This window comes from Achromobacter sp. Bel, assembly GCF_012928505.1.
Taxonomy (GTDB): domain Bacteria; phylum Pseudomonadota; class Gammaproteobacteria; order Burkholderiales; family Burkholderiaceae_B; genus Achromobacter.
Genome location: NZ_JABBJN010000003.1, coordinates 84,798 through 103,459, shown reverse-complemented (window position 1 = coordinate 103,459; position 18,662 = coordinate 84,798). Strand labels below are relative to the sequence as shown.

The 18,662-nt window shown below is 64.8% G+C and carries 15 protein-coding genes and 1 tRNA gene; 6 read left to right on the top strand and 10 right to left on the bottom strand.

Annotation, left to right across the window (positions count from 1 at the left end; genetic code table 11):
* Position 1: 1 nt before the first annotated feature.
* A complete protein-coding gene (locus HG262_RS03055; RefSeq protein ID WP_169269639.1) occupies positions 2-580 on the top strand; it encodes a hypothetical protein in 579 nt (192 codons plus the stop codon).
* The gene (locus HG262_RS03050) at positions 564-1,505 is read left to right on the top strand and encodes a hypothetical protein (protein ID WP_169269638.1); all 942 of its coding nucleotides are present in this window, start codon (positions 564-566) and stop codon (positions 1,503-1,505) included. The genes HG262_RS03055 and HG262_RS03050 overlap by 17 nt, the downstream gene beginning before the upstream one ends.
* 409 nt (positions 1,506-1,914) lie before the next feature.
* On the opposite strand, the gene HG262_RS03045 is transcribed toward HG262_RS03050, so the two are convergent.
* From HG262_RS03045 to HG262_RS03030, 4 genes are all read right to left on the bottom strand, one after another.
* Complete coding sequence (locus HG262_RS03045) at positions 1,915-2,541, bottom strand: hypothetical protein (RefSeq protein WP_169269637.1); 627 nt, start codon at positions 2,539-2,541, stop codon at positions 1,915-1,917.
* Positions 2,542-2,602: 61 nt separating this feature from the next.
* Positions 2,603-3,730: a site-specific integrase gene (locus HG262_RS03040; protein WP_169269636.1), complete on the bottom strand. Its 1,128-nt coding sequence runs from the start codon at positions 3,728-3,730 to the stop codon at positions 2,603-2,605.
* A 134-nt stretch (positions 3,731-3,864) separates the two neighbouring features.
* Positions 3,865-3,949 (bottom strand) — tRNA-Leu (locus HG262_RS03035).
* Positions 3,950-4,112: 163 nt separating this feature from the next.
* Positions 4,113-5,501, bottom strand: a complete 1,389-nt coding sequence (locus HG262_RS03030; protein WP_169269635.1) for a nucleobase:cation symporter-2 family protein — start codon at positions 5,499-5,501, stop codon at positions 4,113-4,115.
* Positions 5,502-5,714: 213 nt separating this feature from the next.
* On the opposite strand from HG262_RS03030, the gene HG262_RS03025 reads away from it, so the two are divergent.
* Both HG262_RS03025 and htpG read left to right on the top strand, forming a co-directional pair.
* Positions 5,715-7,079: a DKNYY domain-containing protein gene (locus HG262_RS03025; protein ID WP_248293212.1), complete on the top strand. Its 1,365-nt coding sequence runs from the start codon at positions 5,715-5,717 to the stop codon at positions 7,077-7,079.
* 123 nt (positions 7,080-7,202) lie between these two features.
* Positions 7,203-9,101 (top strand): molecular chaperone HtpG, encoded by a 1,899-nt coding sequence (gene htpG / locus HG262_RS03020; protein ID WP_169269633.1) that lies wholly within the window; start codon positions 7,203-7,205, stop codon positions 9,099-9,101.
* A 106-nt stretch (positions 9,102-9,207) separates the two neighbouring features.
* Here htpG and HG262_RS03015 read toward each other — a convergent pair whose 3' ends face one another.
* The 6 genes from HG262_RS03015 to HG262_RS02990 form a co-directional block, all read right to left on the bottom strand.
* Complete coding sequence (locus HG262_RS03015; protein WP_169269632.1) at positions 9,208-11,313, bottom strand: acetate--CoA ligase family protein; 2,106 nt, start codon at positions 11,311-11,313, stop codon at positions 9,208-9,210.
* A 43-nt stretch (positions 11,314-11,356) separates the two neighbouring features.
* Positions 11,357-12,352: an acryloyl-CoA reductase gene (locus tag HG262_RS03010; RefSeq protein ID WP_169269631.1), complete on the bottom strand. Its 996-nt coding sequence runs from the start codon at positions 12,350-12,352 to the stop codon at positions 11,357-11,359.
* Between the two features lie 19 nt (positions 12,353-12,371).
* Positions 12,372-13,541, bottom strand: a complete 1,170-nt coding sequence (locus HG262_RS03005; RefSeq protein WP_169269630.1) for an acyl-CoA dehydrogenase family protein — start codon at positions 13,539-13,541, stop codon at positions 12,372-12,374.
* Positions 13,542-13,546: 5 nt separating this feature from the next.
* The gene (locus HG262_RS03000; protein WP_248293211.1) at positions 13,547-14,521 is read right to left on the bottom strand and encodes a tripartite tricarboxylate transporter substrate-binding protein; all 975 of its coding nucleotides are present in this window, start codon (positions 14,519-14,521) and stop codon (positions 13,547-13,549) included.
* 18 nt (positions 14,522-14,539) lie between these two features.
* Positions 14,540-15,523, bottom strand: coding sequence for a tripartite tricarboxylate transporter substrate binding protein (locus HG262_RS02995; protein ID WP_169269629.1), 984 nt, complete (start codon positions 15,521-15,523; stop codon positions 14,540-14,542).
* A 93-nt stretch (positions 15,524-15,616) separates the two neighbouring features.
* Positions 15,617-16,783: an acyl-CoA dehydrogenase family protein gene (locus HG262_RS02990; RefSeq protein ID WP_169269628.1), complete on the bottom strand. Its 1,167-nt coding sequence runs from the start codon at positions 16,781-16,783 to the stop codon at positions 15,617-15,619.
* Between the two features lie 213 nt (positions 16,784-16,996).
* Between HG262_RS02990 and HG262_RS02985 the strand changes: the two genes are divergently transcribed.
* Both HG262_RS02985 and HG262_RS02980 read left to right on the top strand, forming a co-directional pair.
* On the top strand, positions 16,997-17,794 hold the full coding sequence (locus HG262_RS02985) for a helix-turn-helix domain-containing protein (RefSeq protein ID WP_169269627.1): 798 nt from the start codon (positions 16,997-16,999) through the stop codon (positions 17,792-17,794).
* On the top strand, positions 17,784-18,557 hold the full coding sequence (locus tag HG262_RS02980) for an IclR family transcriptional regulator (RefSeq protein ID WP_169269626.1): 774 nt from the start codon (positions 17,784-17,786) through the stop codon (positions 18,555-18,557). Before HG262_RS02985 ends, HG262_RS02980 begins: the two co-directional genes overlap by 11 nt.
* The last annotated feature ends 105 nt before the right edge of the window (positions 18,558-18,662 follow it).

Here is an 18,662-nt window from a genome sequence, read left to right as displayed (position 1 = left end):
CGTGCTGCCAGAATTCAATGCTTCCGGCGTGCTGCCACCATTTGTTGGTGAAAACCCGGGCATGGAGCGAAATCTCGCGTCGCCATACGAGACGACGATGCGTGGTTTCGTCAACCAATTCGGTCAGTCGCCGCCAAGGCGAAACATCCTGCGACGGCTGCTGGCATATCGCCAGGCCCTGCGGAACATTGGCATCATCACAGGATTCCAAATGTTCGATGGCAGTTTCGTGGAAGACTGCGAGCGCCTGCGCGCCCGCCCGCCATCTGACCTTGACGTCGTCACCTTTTCGCACCTGCCTGTGCTCCCGCACCAAGTCATGGAGTTTGTCCAGCAGAATGCAGCGCTGTTTGATCGGGACACCGTGAAGGAAGAGTATTGCTGTGACTCTTTCTTCATTGACCTTACCAAGGACGCAAGATACGTGGTTGCAGACACCATGTATTGGTATGGTCTCTTCTCGCACCAGCGTGACACTTTCATGTGGAAAGGGCTTGTCACCGTACCCCTGATGAGCGACGACGCTGACGCGCTTGTCTTGCTTGACACAGTCGAGGCAGGCCATGCTCAAGAAACTTGAACTTCAGTCACTGCGAGCGGACATCAGTTCCTTGGATCGACTCTTGCAAGGCCGCACTGCGGAGAACGACCCCATCGGCTTTCTGCAGTTAAACAAGAGACGAGCCGCCCTGGCGGCAAAGTTGGCTGAGGTCGAAATGGCAGCCCAACACAAAGCGGCGGTGGCACTGTTCTTTGCCGGTGGGCCTGTAGTTGGCTCTAGGGGTATCGACGCGACGTTCGCAGGCAAGACGGTTGCCCTCTTCCAGGACTTAGTGTCCAAGCAGTTCGCGATGGAGGAGGTTGGGGAGGTTGGCCGTCGGGGGCCGGTGGCGATGCAGGCGAACTCCGACTTGCTCGTTACCAATGTTGTTCGTGGCTCTGTAGGCCTGTTGCTCGAGGAAGCGGATCAGAACGCCGCCTTCGCAGACACGCAATTGAAAGTCGTCGTTGATCATGTCATTGATACCTTGGCCGCCGCCACTGCGCCAGCAATGGATGCTTTCGAGCAGGCGCTCGATGGCATGGCGCCGCGCTTTCTCACTGCGCTGGGAGACTTCTTTGAAGTCATGGACGAGAGGCGTGCATTGCTCAGGGTAGTTGAAAGTGACCGTGAGATTGAATTCAATAGCGAAGCTATCCAGCGAGGTCGAGAACGCGCTCGCGCCGCTGATATTGACGAGCAAGAGCACGAGGAATTCGTCGGTAAGGTCTTTATCCTGCCGGATTCGCGACGATTCGAGTTGCGCATCATCGACGGTGAGCCGCCGATAACCGGCATGGTTGCGCGGGAGTTTGCTCGCCGTGACTTGGAGGCTCTGCTTGCTGCCGGCAATGCCATCGGTGAACGTTGGCGCGTGCGGATCAGGACCCGCACCCTCACCCGCCCTGCGAGACCAATGAAGATTACCTATACCCTTCTCGGGATGATCGAGCGCGTGGATTGAGCCAAAAAGGCCGCCGTTGATTGAATTTTGAGCTTGGGCAGTCACTTTGCAATCTTCATTGTCTCTAATCTGACAGCGACGACGGGCAGGGATAGCTCCAACAGATGGTTTGGATTGCTCATCGTCTCAACCACCCAGTCATTGATGTCATTGACGACACGTTGGCAATACGGCCCGTACCGACCGCTCTTTGTTGCAAACTTGTTGACCGCTATGACACCGGGGGGTGTTCATTGGGTACTCGGGGTGAGTGGCCAGAATCCGCAGCAAAGCAATCGGGCATTTAGTTGTCGAACTTCCGATTCGGGTCGTTCTGCGACCCTTCAACCCCCAAGATGGCGTAGAACCAAAGAAAAGGCCCTTCACTCATAGGTGAAAGGCCTTTCGTTTAGAACTGACTCAGCGTCGTTTATCCGCGCTTGAACAGGCGCTCGTGCATCCATCCATCGTTGGTCAGGATGACAGCCGCCTTACCCTGGATATCTCCCTGCGTCTGTTCCGCAAAGTTCTTGTAATTGGCACGCATGCTTTCCGATTTGGCCCAGTCATCTGCACCTTCTACCTTGTAGCGGTAGTTCACCTGCGACAGCTTTACGCCCATCATGTCGCTGGGTTCAGTGAAGTTGCTCACTTCCACAACGGTGTACTTGCCGGTGCAGAAGGCATCTTGTCCAGCCATCGTATTGGCACCATTGGCGACGAGGAATTTCTTGCCGGTGTCAGTGATTTGGTACTCGGTGGCCGGCTCCATCTTGTTGCCAAACATGGCTTTGACTTCGGTGTCGCGCTTCGTCAGCAGCCCGGCATCGACCAGGGCGTCGGCGCGCTTCTTGCTCTGACCGCCCAGCATGTCTTGATTCGCCAGGGTGAACGGCAAGCCCTTAGCAGGAATCGCAGCGCATAGGCCCTTTTGAGTGTCCAGGTATGCCTGTATGGCCTTGCTGAAGTTGCTCTTGTTGGCGTCCTTGGCGCTGCCGCACGCGGTAAGGGTAAGGGCAAGGCTGCTGATGGCGACGATCTTGATAGCGGTATGCAAAACTAGCTTCCTCTGTAGGTTAAGACAATCGGTTGTTCATTATGGCAACGCGATGGAGCGATTATGCGTTGTTCTCTGTTTGGGAGTCGGCTTCACCTCGTTGTTTAGAAGCGGACGGCGCGCGCCGCGCGATGCGGTCCAGCTTCTGCACCAGGTCTTCGGCGCGAAGATGCGTATAGCGCTTGAGCATCTGCATCGATTTGTGGACGCTGATGGCCGACACCTCCTGATCGCTCAAGCCGGCTTCCACGAACCGGCTGACAGCCTCGTGCCGCAGGTCGTGAAAGCGGAAGTCTTCAAGGCCCGCTGCTCGCTTGGCATCGGTCCATGCTTTGTCGAACAGGTAGGGGCGTCGTATGCCATCCCGGCCGGGTTCGCCGAAGAACACCAGTTCGGTTTCGGCTGGGCGCACGGGGTTGGCAAGGGCTTCGGTGAACACGCGCGTTGCCTCGGCAGTCAGAGGAACGGTGCGGGGCGAAGAGTTCTTGGTGTGCTCCAGCCGCACGACGCGCCGCTCGATGTCCACTTGCCGAATACGCAGCGTCGCAATCTCGGACAGCCGCATGCCGGTTTGAACGGCAATGCGGACGATCCATCCGAACATCGGGTTCGAGTGCTTATCGACGGCTTGTAGCAGGCGGGTCTGTTCTTCGGGAGTCAATCGCCGGTTGCGGCCCGAGCCCGGGGCCGGGCGGCGAATGTTGGACACGGGATTGAAGAGCAGGCCGATGCCCCATTCTTTGATCGCGACGGTGAACAGGTGGCCCAGCAGTGCCAGTTCCAAGCGTACCGTGTTGTTACTGCGAGGCCGTAGCTTGCCATTCTTGTCCGGCTCGCCGGCCAGTCGCATGTCACGGAACTGCGCCACGATCTCGGCGTTCAGAGCTGCCAGCGAGTACTTGCCAAGATGCCGGATGATGACCTGCGCCTTCTTGTGTTCGCCGGCTTGGGTCGATTCCCGCTTGGTGGGCGTGACTTCCTTGAGGTAGCGGGTCAACGCCGCTTCGACGGTCATGCGCTCGGCCGGCGCCCGCTGGATGTATACGCCGCGCACCATTTCGTCTTCGGTACGGCGCGCCCAGTCTTCGGCGTCCCGCTTGGTGCGGAACGTCTTGGCCGTGGCCGGCCAGCCTGTCTTGCGAATGAGGGCTTTCCAAGTGCCCGAGGACGTCTTAACAATCGTAGCCATGAGTACTCCGTATGAGGCTAGCGCCGCATCACTGTACCGAAACTGTACCTGACCACAATTTTAGGAAAATCCCCCGGTGCGGGGTTTGTACTGAGAAATCTTCTAACGGCTTGAATTGGCAGAAGATTTGGAGATGGTGCCCGGGGCCGGAATCGAACCGGCACGCCTTGCGGCGGGGGATTTTGAGTCCCCTGCGTCTACCAATTTCACCACCCGGGCAAGGGGGTCGCGAACACGTCCAGATGACGGCTGCGGGAGAACGAAGACAGCGATTATATGCGGACTTTCGTAAATTGTCAGGCGGCCCGGAATCGGGGCCTTCCGACGGGGCCGATTTGGGTGCTGCCCGCAGGCGGCAACCCGGATCGGCCCCTTCAAAAACTTACTTCTTCTCGGGAAGGAACCAGTTCATCACCAGGGCGCAGATGCCGCCGGTAGCTACGCCCGACTCCAGCACGCTTTTGACCGCATGCGGCAGGTGCGACAGGATTTCCGGCACTTGCGACACGCCCAGGCCCAGGGCCAGGGACACGGCGATGATCAGCAGCGCGCGGCGGTCCAGATGGATGCCGGCCAGGATGTTGATGCCGGAGGCGGCCACGGCGCCGAACATGACCATGGCGGCGCCGCCCAGGACGGGTTCGGGCACGGCTTGCAGCACGCCGGCCACGCCCGGAAACAGGCCCAGCAGGATGAGCATGCCGGCGATCCACACGCCAACATGGCGGCTGGCGATGCCGGTCAGCTGGATCACGCCGTTGTTCTGCGCGAAGACCGAGCTGGGGAAGGTGTTGAAGACGCCGGCCAGGAGCGAATTCGCGCCGTTGACAAGGACGCCGCCCTTGATGCGCTGCATCCACAACGGGCCTTCGACGGGCTGCTTGGACACCTTGCTGGTGGCGGTCACGTCGCCGATGGCTTCCAGGGACGTGACCAGGTAGATGATCAGCATCGGCACGAACAGGGCCCACGAGAAGCCCAGGCCGAAGTGCAGCGGCACGGGGATCTGGAAGAGCGCGGCTTCGCGGGCGCCGGTGAAGTCCAGGCGGCCCATGTAAGCGGCGGCGATGTAGCCGACGGCCAGCGCCAGGACGAGTGCGGTGCTGCGGATCCAGACGACCGGCACGCGGTTCAGCAGGATGATGGTGCCCAGCACCAGACCCGACAGGGTCAGGTTTTCTGCGCTGGCGAAGGTGCCGTTGGCCATGGCGCCGAAGCCGCCGCCCATGCTGATCAGGCCGACCTTGATCAGCGTCAGGCCGATCAGCAGCACGACGATGCCGGTGACGAGCGGGGTGATCAGGCGTTTGACGAAGGGCAGGATGCGGCTGATGCCCATCTCGACGAACGAGCCGGCGATGACGACGCCGAAGATCGCGGCCATGACGGCTTCGACCGGGATGCCTTGCTTGACCATGACCGAGCCGCCCGCGATCAGCGGTCCGACGAAGTTGAAGCTGGTGCCCTGCACGATGAGCAGCCCCGCGCCCAGGGGGCCGAAGCGCTTGCACTGCACGTAGGTGGCGATGCCGGAGATGACCAGCGACATCGACACGATCAGCGTGGTGTCGCGCGTGCTCACGCCAAGCGCCTGGCAGATCAAGAGGCCGGGGGTGACGATGGGGACCAGGATGGCCAGCAGGTGCTGAAGCGCGGCGACGAAGGCGACGGGAGGCGCGGGGCGATCGTCGGGGCCGTAGACCAGGTCATGGCTGGGCGCGTCGTCGGCGGCGCTATGGGGGGCGGGTTGGGAGAGGGAGGCGGGTTGCATGGCGGAGGGCCGGCCGGGTGGGGTAGGAGGGGAAAGTGCGGGATTTTAGCGGGGAAGGCTCGGGCCCGCCCGGGGAAAGGGACCGCGCGAGCCTCTGGGCACGCCTGCTTGCTAGAATTTGTGCCGCCAACTTCATGCCGCCAGGCGCCCGCCGGGCCGAATTGTGATGCAGAAACCGTAATGCAGAAACGCACGAGATGGATCGGGATCGTTTTGGCTTTGGTCATCGCCGGTTTGCCGATGTCGCTGCTGATATTCGTCTTGGACGACGATCCGTACGCCGCGGCCGATAAGGGCGAATCGTATCGGGCCAGCATCTATAAGCACTATCAGGGCGGGGTCTACGCCGCCGTGCCCAGCAACGGCTATTACCGGATGGACGAGGCGCACCCGGAGAGCTTCAGGCCGTTCGACACGCCGGTCTACGACGGCCGCCAAGCGGCAAAAGACGCCCGTCACGTGTATTGCGGCAACCGGATCCTGCCGGGCATGTCGCCGGCATCCACGCAATACCTGGGCAACAGTTATTTCGGCGACGGGTCGACGACCTATTACTGCTCGCTGTTCTCGGTGGTGAACCCCGACTTGAGTTCGGTCCAAGAGGTCTGGCAAACGATCCTCTTCGGGATGGGGCGCGGCGCCAAGCCGCAGAACTATCTGTATCCCTTTGCCGCGTTGCCGGCCAGCGCGCGGCCATACCGGGCGCTGTTGGACCGTGACCTGGCGACCGACGGCGCCAAGGTGTTCTACCGGGGCCGCGAAGTCCCGCAGGCGAATCCGGACACGTTGCGGCGGTTGCCCGCGTCCCGTGATGGCAGGGAGCTACTAAGCGATGATTTCTTTGGTGACGGGCGCCGGGTCTATTTCCATGAGTCGTTGCTGCCGCTGTCGGATGACCCGGCGCTCCGCGCGTTCAAGGTGGGGGACCTGGATCGCGAGCCGTATCTCTACGACCCACGCGACGGCATGGTGTACGTGGGCACCCACGCGTTTGACGCGGCGCACGCGCCATACCGGTTGCTTAGCAAGGACGGGCAGCACGTGAAGCAGGCGCTGTTTGCCGGCCGCGATGGCATTTATTTCTATAACGGCCAAAAGCGGCGGATGGAGCGGGCCGGCGATGACCCGTTCGCCTCCGGCGGGTTTACCGCGCTGTCGCCCTTCGTGTTCTGGGACGGCAAGCAGGTGCTGTTTTTGAAGGGGGCGGAATCCTGGCGTTCGTCCCGAGGCGGCGGCGGGCTGATTTCCCGGTCTACGCTGATCAAGCGCTTGAAGGATGCACCGAGCGGCGAATGGAAGAAACTGGGCGACGTCTATCACCAGTTCGGTTCGGTCTGGCAGAACGGCGACCAGCGCTATTACCTGGACCAGACGGGTAGCAGCCAATTGGTCTTCAGCCCCATTTACCGGATCATGGATCGCGAAACGGCGGATTTCCTGCTGCGCTCTCAGCAGACCCTGGATATCCGGATGGACGATATCCGCAAGCTGCTTCGAAGCGGAAAACTGGCGGTGCCGGCCAGTGACGAGGTGCTGGAGGCGAAGGTCCGGTATCGAGGGTTCCTGTCATGGTTTTGACCCGTCTTGAAAAGTGCCCGATAGCCCCCACAACTGTAGGGTTTCCGGGATGCCGCGCAGCATTGCCGCCCCGGAACTTGCATCGTTATTTGTCCCTAATTTTTTCGACCTTCCCGTAAAACTATGAGCCAAACCGCCACGTCTTCCACGTCCGAAACCCTGGGGTTCCAGGCCGAGGTGAAGCAACTGCTGCACCTGATGATCCATTCGCTGTACAGCAACAAGGAAATCTTCCTGCGCGAGCTGGTGTCGAACGCGTCGGACGCCTGCGACAAGCTGCGCTTTGAAGCCATCGACCAGCCCGAGCTGCTGGAAGGCAATGGCGAACTGGCCATCACGGTCAGCTACGACAAGGACGCCCGCACGATCACGATTTCGGACAACGGCATTGGCCTGTCGCGGGACGAGGCCGTGGCCAACCTGGGCACGATCGCGCGTTCCGGCACGCGGGAATTCTTTTCCCAGCTGACGGGCGACAAGCAGAAGGATGCGCAGCTGATCGGCCAGTTCGGCGTAGGCTTCTATTCGTCGTTCATCGTGGCGGACAAAGTCACGGTGGTCAGCCGCCGCGCTGGCGCCACGGACGCGATCCAGTGGGAATCGGACGGCCAGGGCGAATTCACGATTGCCGCCGCCGAGAAGGCCTCGCGCGGCACGGACGTCACGCTGCATCTGCGCGCCGACGAAGACGAACTGCTGAACGGTTGGAAGCTGCGCGAGATCCTGCGCCGCTACTCCGACCACATCTCCTTGCCGATCCGCATGGCCAAGGAAGAGTGGGACCAGGAGAAGGGCGAACAGGTCAAGACCGACGAACTGGAAACGGTGAACCAGGCGAACGCGCTGTGGGCCCGCAGCAAATCGGACGTGACGGAAGAGCAGTACCGCGAGTTCTACAAGACGGTATCGCATGACTACGACGCCCCGTTGGCCTGGACGCACAACCGCGTGGAAGGCCGCAGCGAATACACGCAGTTGTTGTATGTGCCCAAGCATGCCCCGATGGACATGTGGGACCGCGACGGCCGCCATGGCGTGAAGCTGTACGTGAAGCGCGTTTTCATCATGGACGACGCCGACCAGCTGTTGCCGTCGTACCTGCGCTTTGTGCGCGGCGTGATCGATTCCGCCGACCTGCCGTTGAACGTGTCGCGTGAAATCCTGCAGGAAAGCCGCGACGTGCGCGCGATCCGCGAAGGCTCTGCCAAGCGCATCCTGTCGCTGCTGGAAGACCTGGCCGAGAACAAGCCGGAAGACTACGCCACGTTCTGGTCGGAATTCGGCCAGGTGCTGAAGGAAGGCGCGGGCGAAGACTCGGGCAACCTTGAGCGCATCGCCAAGCTGATGCGTTTCGCCTCCACGCATTCGGGCGATCAGGCGCAGACGGTGTCGTTCGCCGACTACGTGTCGCGCATGAAGGAAGGCCAGGACAAGATCTACTACGTGACGGCGGATACGTTCGCCGCGGCCAGCAACAGCCCGCATCTGGAAATCTTCCGCAAGAAGGGCATCGAAGTGCTGCTGCTGTCGGACCGCGTGGATGAATGGATGCTGTCCTACCTGCGCGAATTCGACGGCAAGTCGCTGGTGTCGGTGGCCAAGGGCGGCCTGGACCTGGCCGAACTGGCTGACGAAGAAGAGAAGAAGCACCAGGCCGAAGTGGCCGAAGACTTCAAGCCCTTGGTCGAGCGCTTGCAGAAGACGCTGGAAGAGCAGGTCAAGGAAGTGCGCGTGACCTTGCGCCTGGTGGATTCGCCGGCGTGCGTGGTGGTGGGCCAGAACGAACTCAGCCCGCACCTGCTGCGCATGCTGAAGGCCGCCGGCCAGGAAGCGCCGAATGTGAAGCCGGTGCTGGAAATCAATCCGGAACACCCGCTGCTGGCGCGCATCCGCGCGGCCGAAGACGGCGAGTTCGACCAATGGGCGCGTCTGCTGCTGGACCAGGCCTTGCTGGCCGAAGGCGCCCAGATCGCGGACCCGGCCGCCTTCGTGAAACGCTTGAACGCGCTGCTGCTGAAGTAAGCGGCACGCGGAGTGAAGAAATGGGCGCCTGTGAGGGCGCCCTTTTCGTTGGGTAGGGAATTAGAAGTGCAAGTGGTGCACAAGCCTCCCCGCCTTCCATGACACGCTAAGCGGTGGGAATAAGCACCGCGTCCAGGGCCAACGCGCCGCTGCCTTCCGGCAAGGCCAGCAGCGGGTTGATCTCGACCGAGCTGAAGTCGTTGCGCCGCGCGTAGGAGAAGCGCGACAGCGCGACCAGCGCATCGGCCAGCGCCTCGATATCGCACGGCGGCGTGCCGCGTGCCCCTTGCAGCAAGGCATAGCCTTTTATTTCGCGGATCATCGACAGCGCCTGCTGGCGGCCAAACGGCGCCAGGCGGAAGCTGACGTCTTTCAGCACTTCCACGAACACGCCGCCCAGCCCGAACATGACCACCGGTCCGAACACCGGGTCGCAATGCACGCCGGCGATGCACTCCACGCCCTTTTTTGCCATCGGCGCGACCAACACGCCGTCGATGCGCGCGTCGGGGCGGTGGGTACGGACGCTGTCCAGGATGGCGGCATGGGCGCCGCGCACGGCATCGTCGCCGGACAGGCCCAGCTTCACGCCGCCCACATCGCTTTTGTGAAGGATGTCGGGCGACACCACTTTCAGCACGACCGGGCCTCCCATTCCGGCGGCGGCGCGCGCGGCCGCGTCGGCGTCGGCAGCCAGCGTGCAATCGGGCACCGGCAGGCCGGCTTGGCGCAGTACGTCCATGGCTTGCACTTCGTTGTAGGACGCCAGCAACGGCGCTGTGGGTTGAGCAGAGGGGATGGCGTGATCCGGGTCGGCATCCGACTGCGCAGCCAGGCCCGCTACCGCGCCGATCGTACGGATCGCGGCGCTGGGGTCCGTGAACACCAGGGTGCCCAGCTTTTCCAGTTCGCGGCGGCGTTCGGGCGGGAACAGCGCGCTGATGGCCAGCGGCACGTCCGGCCGGCGGGCCCGCATTTCCCTAGCAAAGGTTTCAAAGGTGGGCCACAGGGCGTCGGAAGATCCCGCCGCGGCCAGGAAGACCGCCAGCGCGTCATAGCGGCCATCGGCCAGCATGTCTTCGGCGGTGGCCAACAGCAGCCCGGGTTCGGAAACGACCTGGCCGGTGACGTCGACCGGGTTGCGGCCGCTGGCGAACGGTACCCGTTCCAGCAGTCTGGCCTGGGCGTCCGCGGCGGGTTCGGGCAGCGACAGCCCCGCGTCCTGGGCGTCGTCCGCCATTAGCGCGCCCACGCCGCCGGATATGGTGAAGATGCCCAGGCGTTTGCCTTGGGGTCGTTGCTTCCAGGTGTCCAGCGCATAGCCCAGGTTGAAGAATTCTTCGATGGTGCGAGCCCGCACCGCGCCGTATTGGCGGAACAAGGCGTCGTAGACGGCGTCGTCGCCCGCCAGCGCGGCGGTGTGCGAGGCGGCGGCCTGTGCGCCGGCCTGGGTGCGGCCGATCTTGGTGACGACCACAGGTTTGCCGGCGTCGCGCGCTGCGGACAGGGCGCGGCGCAGCTTGTCGCCGTCGCGGCAGCCTTCCATGTACGTCATGATGACTCGCGTGTCGGCATCGCGGGCCAGCCATTCAATGCAGTCTGCCACGTCGACGTCGGCCTCGTTGCCCGTGCTGATCCAGTGCGACAGCCCTAAGCCCCGGTCGCGCGCCATGCAGTAGGCATAGGCGCCGAACGCGCCGCTTTGCGACACCATCCCGATGCCGCCGGGGGCGACCGTGCCGTTGGCGGGGGCGGGGGAGAACGTGGCGTAGATGTTGCGCCGGATGTTCATGTAGCCCAGGCAATTGGGGCCCAGCAGCCGGATGCCGCGTTCGCGGGCGATGGTGCACAGCTGTTCTTGCAGGGCGGCGCCGGCGGCGCCCGTCTCCGAAAACCCGGAGGTGAACACCACCGCGCCGCCGACCTGGCCAGGCCGCGCCTGTTCCAGCGCCTGCGCGGCAAGTGCCGCGGGCACGGCCAGGATGACCAGATCGGCCTCGGTGTCCAGCGCCGCCAGGTCAGGCGCGGCAGCCAGGCCCTGGATGGATTCCGCGCGCGGGTTGATGGGCAGGATGCGGCCGTCGTAGCCATGCTGGCGCAGCAGGCTGACCGGCATGGCGCCGATCTTGCCGGGCGTGGCGGAGGCGCCCACGACGGCGATGCTGCTGGGGTTGAACAGGCGGGTCAGCGAGGAATCGGGATTCTGGGTCATGGTCTGGGCAAGAAGGTTCAGCGAACGCAAGCGGGAGGCGCGTTCAGGAAAAGCGCACGACGCTGCGGCCGGTGCTGCCGCGTTCAAGCATGGCGGCCAGCGCCTGGGGCAGGTCGCGGGGTTCGATCACGCGCGAGGCAAGATCCAGGCGCGCAGGGCGGTAGTCGGCGGCCAGCTTTTGCCATAGCGCGCGGCGCAATGGCATCGGGCTGTTGGCGTTGATGCCCAGCAGCTTGACGCCGCGCAGGATGAACGGGATGACCGAGGTGGGCAGGTCGGCCCCACCGGCGTTGCCGAAGGCGGCGGCGACGCCGTCAGGCCGTAGGCTGGCCAGGGCGTGGGCCAGGAGCTTGCCTCCCACGGAATCGATGATGCCAGCCCAACGGGCGCTCATCAGCGGCTTCTGCGGACCCGACAGATCGGGCGGCGCGATGACCTCGGAGGCGCCGAGCGACCGCAGATAATCGCCGGCATCTGGTTTGCCGGACATGGCGCACACCGTGTAGCCGCGCTGGCTGAGGATGTCGATGGCAATGCCGGCGACGCCACCTGTGGCGCCCGTCACAAGCACTTCGCCTTGTTCGGGTGTCAGCCCGCAGTGCTCCATCCAGTGCAGCGACAGGGCGGCGGTGTAGCCGGCGGCGCCCAGCACGGCAGCGTCGCGCAAGCTGATGCCGGGCGGCAGCGGTAGCACCCAGTCGTGGCGTACGCGCGCATATTCCGCGTAGCCGCCGTCGCAATCCACGCCGATGCCAAAGCCGTGCACCACGACTTCCTGCCCGGGTGGCAGCGATGGGTCTGCGGAATGCACGACGGTGCCCGAGAGGTCAATGCCGCCGATGCGCGGATAGTCCCGGACGACGTTGCCGCGCCCCGCTTGCGCCAGCGCGTCCTTGTAGTTCAGGCCGGCGTAGGCCACCTTGATCAAGGTATCGCCGCCGGACAATTGATCTACCGTCAGCGTGTCGAAGCGGCCTTGCGGGGCCTCGCCGGCCGGGCCGGCATGCAGGCGATAAGCCTGGAATTCTGGAATGCTCATGGGGGTCTCCCTCAGACGGTCAGGCGCGCGCCAATAGTCGGCGCGCCAGCGTGGCGCGGTGCAGCTCGTTGGCGCCGTCGTAGATGCGGAAAGGGCGCATTTCCTGCCAGATCATGGCCACGGGGGTATCGTCCGACAGCCCGGATGCGCCCATCATCTGCACGGCGCGGTCGGCCACGCGGTTGACGGCTTCGGACACGAACACCTTCGTCATGGCGCTGTGCTGTTTCACGGACAGGCCTTCGTCCATGCGTCGCGCACAGTCCAACGTCATCAGCCGGCTGGCGTGCAGGTCGATGTGCGAGTCGGCGACCATGGCCTGGATCTGCTGCAGATCGGCCAGCCGCGAGCCGAAGGACTCACGTTGCGCGACATAGGCCTGCGCGGCGTCCAGCGCGCGGCGGGCGCGGCCGATGTAGCGCATGCAATGCGACAGGCGCGCGGGCTCCAGCCGCAACTGGGCATATTCCAGGCCCCGGCCGGGTTCGCCCAGCACGGCGTCGTCGCCCACGTCGCAGCCGTCCAATTCGATCTCGGCGTGGCCGCCGATCTGATAGCCCGTGACCATGCCGATATCGCGCACGACGCGATAGCCCGGAGTGTTTGCGGGAACGACGAACAGGGTGACGCCCGCGTCTGCCTGCGCCAGCACCAGCGCGAAGTCCGCGCCCACGCCGCCGCTGATGAACTGCTTGTGGCCGTTCAGCACCCATCGCTGGCCGCGCCGTTCGGCGCGCGTGCGCAGCATGGACGGGTCCGAGCCCGCGCCTGGCGCGGGTTCGGTCATGGCGAAGCAGGCGCGCTGTTGCGCCCGGACCAAGGGCCGAAGGAAGCGCTCCTGCTGGGCGGGCGTGCCCAAGCGCAGCAACGTCAACATGTTGGGCTGGTCGGGCGCCGCGCAGTTCAGGGCGGCCGGGCCCAGGAATCCGCGTCCCGCCTCTTCCAGCACGTGGGCCAGGGCGTGCCAGCCCAAACCCAGCCCACCCCATTCGACGGGCAACTGCGGGGCATACAGGCCGGCCTGGCGGGCCTGATCGCGCAGGCTTGCCACGCAGCGGTCCAAGGCGGCCACGTCTCGGGCGATGGCGGGGGACTCCGCGGGGATGGCGATATCGTCCACGAACTGGCGCACGCGGGCGCACAGGTCTTGCAGCGCGGCGTCGCCGCTGGGTTGCTTGTCGGGTCGCATGGGGGTTATTCCTCGATCTTCACGCCGGCCTGACGGACCACGGCGCGCCATTTGTCGGTCTCGGTGGCGATATGCCGGCCGAACGCGTCCGGCGTGCCGCCGACGGCTCGCATGCCCAGCCCGGCGAAGTAGCGGCGGACTTCGGGATCCGCCAGCACGGCATTGATCTGGCTGTTCAGCAAGGTGATGGTGGCGGGCGGGGTGCCGGCAGGGGCCATCACGCCCCACCAGGACGAGGCGACCAGCGGCACGCCTAGTTCCGTCAACGTGGGCACGTCTGGCTGTTCCGGGTTGCGTGCCGCCGCGGCGATGGCGACGGGCCGCAGGCGGCCGGCTTGCACCTGCGCATAGACCGGGGCCAGGTTGTCGAAGCTTAGTTGCACCTGTCCACCGACGAGCGCCGTCGCGGCTTCGCTGCTGCCCTTGTATGGAATGTGCCGCAACGGGATGCCGGTCTGATGGGCGAACTGCTCGCCGGCCAGGTGCGGGATGCTGCCGGTGCCCGCCGTCGCGAAGGTCAGTCCCTGCTCTTGTGCGGCTGCCACCTTGAGCGCGTCCAGGCTGCGATGGGGGCTGGCGGCCGGCAGTAACAGATAGACCGGCACGTCGGTGGCCCACACGACCGGCGTCAGTCGCTTTTGCGTGTCGTACGGCAGTTTCTTGTAGAGCACGCTATTGGTGGCCAGATTGGCGGTGCCCATCAGCAAGGTGTAGCCGTCGGGGGCGGCCGCGGCGACATAGGCGGTGCCGATCTGCGTGGCGCCGCCGGGCTTGTTCTCGACCACCACGGTCTGGCCGATCAGCGGCGCCAGTTTGCGGGCGATCATGCGGGCGGCGGTGTCGGCGCCACCGCCCGCGGCGTAGGGCACGATCAGCCGGATGGGCTTGTCCGGGTAGGCCGCGGCGGCCACGGGGACGCCGGTCGCCCCGGTCAGCGCGATGACGGACAGGGCTCGCAGCATAAAGGCGAAGGGATGCATGGCGTTCTCCGTCCGGCGCTATTGGATTTTGGTGCCGGTGGACTGCACCAGCTTGCCCCACCACACGGTCTCGTCCGCGATCTGCTTGGCGAATTCAGCGGGCGAACTGCCCAGCGGTTCGGCGCCCAGTTCCTGGAAACGGGTCCGCAGCTGCGGATCCTGCAAGGCCTTGACCACCGCGGCGTGCAGGCGGTCGACCACGGCGGGCGGGGTGCCGGCCGGGGCCATCAGGCCTTTCCAGGCCATGACCACGAATCCGGCCTGGCCGGCTTCGTCGAAGGTCGGGATGTCGGGGGCTGCGGACGCCCGCTGGTCGCTGGGCACGGCCAAGGCGCGGATGGTGCCCGCCTTCACCTGCGGCAACAGCGCCGGCATGTTGTCGATCATGAAGTCGATGTGGCCGGCCACCAGATCGGTGACGGCCGGGCCGGTGCCCTTGTAGGGCACATGCTCGGCTTGCAGCCCGGCTTTTTGCTTGAGCAGTTCGCCTGCCAGTTGCGCGGGCGACCCGTTGCCTGGCGACCCGAAAGAGAGCTTGCCGGGATTGGCGCGGGCGTATTGCAGGAATTCCTGTAGCGTTTTGGCGGGCAGGGACTTCGTCACCACCATCAGGTTGTGCTCTTTTTCTAGGCAGGTGATTGCCACCAGGTCCTTGGCCGGGTTGAACGGCATGTTGGCGTACAGGCTGGGATTGATGACGGTGGGGCCGGCTGCGGCCAGCAGCAGCGTATAGCCGTCGGGGGCGGACCGGGCGACGAAGTCGCCGCCGATGTTGCCGCCGGCGCCGGGCTTGTTCTCGACGATGACGGGCTGGCCCAGGATGGGGTGCAGCGCTTCGGCCAGCAGGCGCCCAAGGATGTCGGTGGAGCCGCCCGGGGCAAACGGGATGATCAGCCGGACGGGCTTGTCGGGATAGGCGGCCGCGGCGTGGGGGGCCACTGCGGTGAACGCCAACGCGGCCGCTGTGGCGGCGATCCATTTGGGCAGGTGCTTATGCAGCATGTCAGTCTCTCCTTTGGTTCAAGGCCTGCTTCGTTGAACAGGCCGGGTGGGCCGCGCGCTTCTACTGGCTGCGGTCCCGGGGTTCGCCCAGGCCTAGCGGCCGGGCGCGTAGCCCGCCTGGGTCAGCGTATGGCGGGCGATGGTCAGTTGATGGATCTGGCTGGTGCCTTCGTACAGGCGGAACAGGCGCACGTCGCGGTAGAAGCGTTCAATGCCCTGGTCGGCGATGTAGCCGTATCCGCCGTGCATCTGCACACAGCGGTCCGCCACGCGGCCGCACATTTCCGACGCGAAGTACTTGCAGATCGAGGCGTTCAGCGTCACGTCCTGACCGGCGTCGCGTTCGCGCGCGGTTTGCAGCACCAGCGCCAGTGCCGCCTGGATTTCCGTCTGGCAGTCGGCCAGCATCGCCTGGATCAGTTGGAAGTCCATTAGCGGCTTGCCGAATTGTTGACGCTCGGCCACGAACCGCATGGTGTCGTCCAGCATGCGGATGGCCGGCCCGATGCACAGCGCCGCCAAATGAATGCGCTGCTTGTTCAGCACCTTCATGGCCGTCTTGAAGCCCATGCCTTCCTGGCCGCCGATGATGTTGGCGGCGGGCACGCGGCAGTTGTCGAAATGCACGGACGACACGGGCGACCCGGCCTGGCCCATCTTGTCGTAGGGCTGGCCGGTGGACAGCCCGGGCGTGCCGCGTTCCACAATGAAGGCCGAGATGCCGCGCGCGCCCGGCGCGTTCGCATCGGTGCGCGCCATGACGGTGAACAGGCCAGCCAGCGGCGCGTTCGTGATGAAGCACTTTTCGCCGTTCAGCACGAAGCTGTCGCCGTCGCGCACGGCGGTGGTGCGTAGCGCCGTGGCGTCGGATCCCGCCTGCGGTTCGGTCAGCGCGAAGCATCCCGTCAACTCGCCGGACGCCATCCGGGGCAGGTAACGTTCCTTTTGCTGCTCGGTGCCGTCAGCCACCAGGGCCTCGGAACCGATGCCGGTATTGGTGCCGACCCGGGCGCGGAACGCCACGGAACATTGGGACAGCTCGAGCGCGGCCCGGATCAGTTCTTCGGTGCTCATGCCGGCGCCGCCGTAGGCTTCGGGGATCGAATAACCGAACATGCCCTGGCCGGCCATGGCGCGCACCAGATCATCCGGCACCTCGTCCAACCGGGCCACTTCGGCCTCTCGCGGCACCAGCTGTTCGCGGACGAAGCGGCGCAGCGAATCGAGAAAGGCGGGAAAGCCGTCGGGGTCTCTGATCATGAAGTGTCTCCATTTTTCTAATTGCGGCGCCTGCCGGATCGGGAAGCCTGGTCCGGGGCGACTGATGATTCAGGCTAGCAAAGCGCCGCCGAATGCGAGACAAGTGTTTCGCTATCTTGAACGCGCGGCATGCCGGAACCGCGTGACCTTGCTCTATCATCGGCAGCAAAGGCCCCGCGTATCCGACGTGGCGCCGACTTCCGGATTGCGACCATGACCACGCCCCTGGGCGGCCGCCACCCTGACCCCGCATTCGCCACGACGCTGGCCCACGGCCTGTCGCTGTTGCAGACGTTCCGGCATGGCGAACCGGCGCTCAGCAACCGCGAACTGTCCGACCGCACCGGCTTGTCCAAAGCGACGATCTCGCGGCTGACCTCGACGCTGGTCCAGCGCGGCCTGCTGCGATACGACAGCAGCCTGCGCCGCTACCGGTTGGGCACGGCGCTGTTGTCGTTGAGCTACCCGTTGCTGGCCAGCATCAAGCTGCGCCAGCTGGCGCGCCCGCTGATGACGCGTCTGGCGAATACGGCGGGCGGATCGGCGTCGCTAGGCATGCACCACGGCATGCACATGGTGTATCTGGAGACTTGCCGCGGCCATGACGCCGTGGCGTTCCGGCCGGATATCGGGGCCATGCTGCCCATGCTTCAGTCCGCCATGGGGCGCGCCTGGCTGGCGCAGGCCGAGGCTGCAGAAGCCGACGCGCTGCTGGACGCGTTGCGCGCCCAGGATCCCGCCGCGTGGCAGCGGAATGCGGCGGGATGGGAGCAGGCGCGCCAGGATTACGCACAGCACGGCTATTGCCTGGCCGAAGGCGATTGGCACACCGATGTGCACGCCGTGGCGGTGCCGATGCGCCGGCGCGTGGACGGGCAGGTCTTCGTGTTCAATTGCGGCGTGCCGCTACGGCGACTGCGCGGACGCGACCTGCGCCAGCGCATCGCGCCACGTTTGCTGAGCCTGGTGGCGCGCGTTGAAAAATTGCTGGAGCGTCAGGATGGCGCCTGACCGGGACCGCGATTTCGCCACCACCCTGGCGCACGGCATCGACATCCTGGCGTGTTTCCGGGCGGATCGACCCGAGCTGGCCAACAAGGATTTCGCGCAGCAGACCGGCCTGTCCAAGAGCGCCGTGGCGCGCTTGACGCACACGTTGGTCGAACTGGGTTTTTTGCAGCGGTCGGGGCCGCCCGCCCGATATCGGCTGGGCGCGTCCGTGCTGGCGCTGAGCTATCCCTTGCTGGCCAGCATGCAGATCCGCCAACTGGCGCGGCCCTTGATGAAGCAATTGGCCGACCATGCCTGTGGCGCGGTGTCGCTGGTCGTGCGCGACCGGCTGCAGATGGTGTTCGTGGAAACCGCCCGGTCCAACGACGCCTTGCAGACGCGTCCGGACATCGGCGGGTCGTTGCCGCTGCTGGCCAGCGCCGCCGGCAAGGCCTGGCTGTGCCGGGCGCCGGATAGCGAGCGGGCGGCCGTGCTGAACCAGTTGCGCGTGGCCGACGCCCGCTACTACGCGGAACATTTCCCCAGCCTGGAGACGGCTGGCCGCGATCTGGAGCGCAAAGGCTATTGCGGCAACAACATGCAGTGGCGTCCTGATGCCTACGGGTTTGCGGCGCCGCTGTGCCGCCCCTATCAGTCGCTGTTGTACGTGTTCAACTGCGGCGTGCCGTCAGGCGATGGACCCTACCGGGAACGCGCGGCGGATATCGGGCCCCGATTGGTGGCCCTGGCGCGGGAAACGGAACAACTTCTGGGGCTTTCCTGACCGGATTCGTGACCCCAAGTCAAAAGTGTTTACCCGTCAGACGGCTTTTTCCGCAAGGATACGGCCGTCATACTGCACGCCTGTCTAGCCGATATGCCCGCCAAT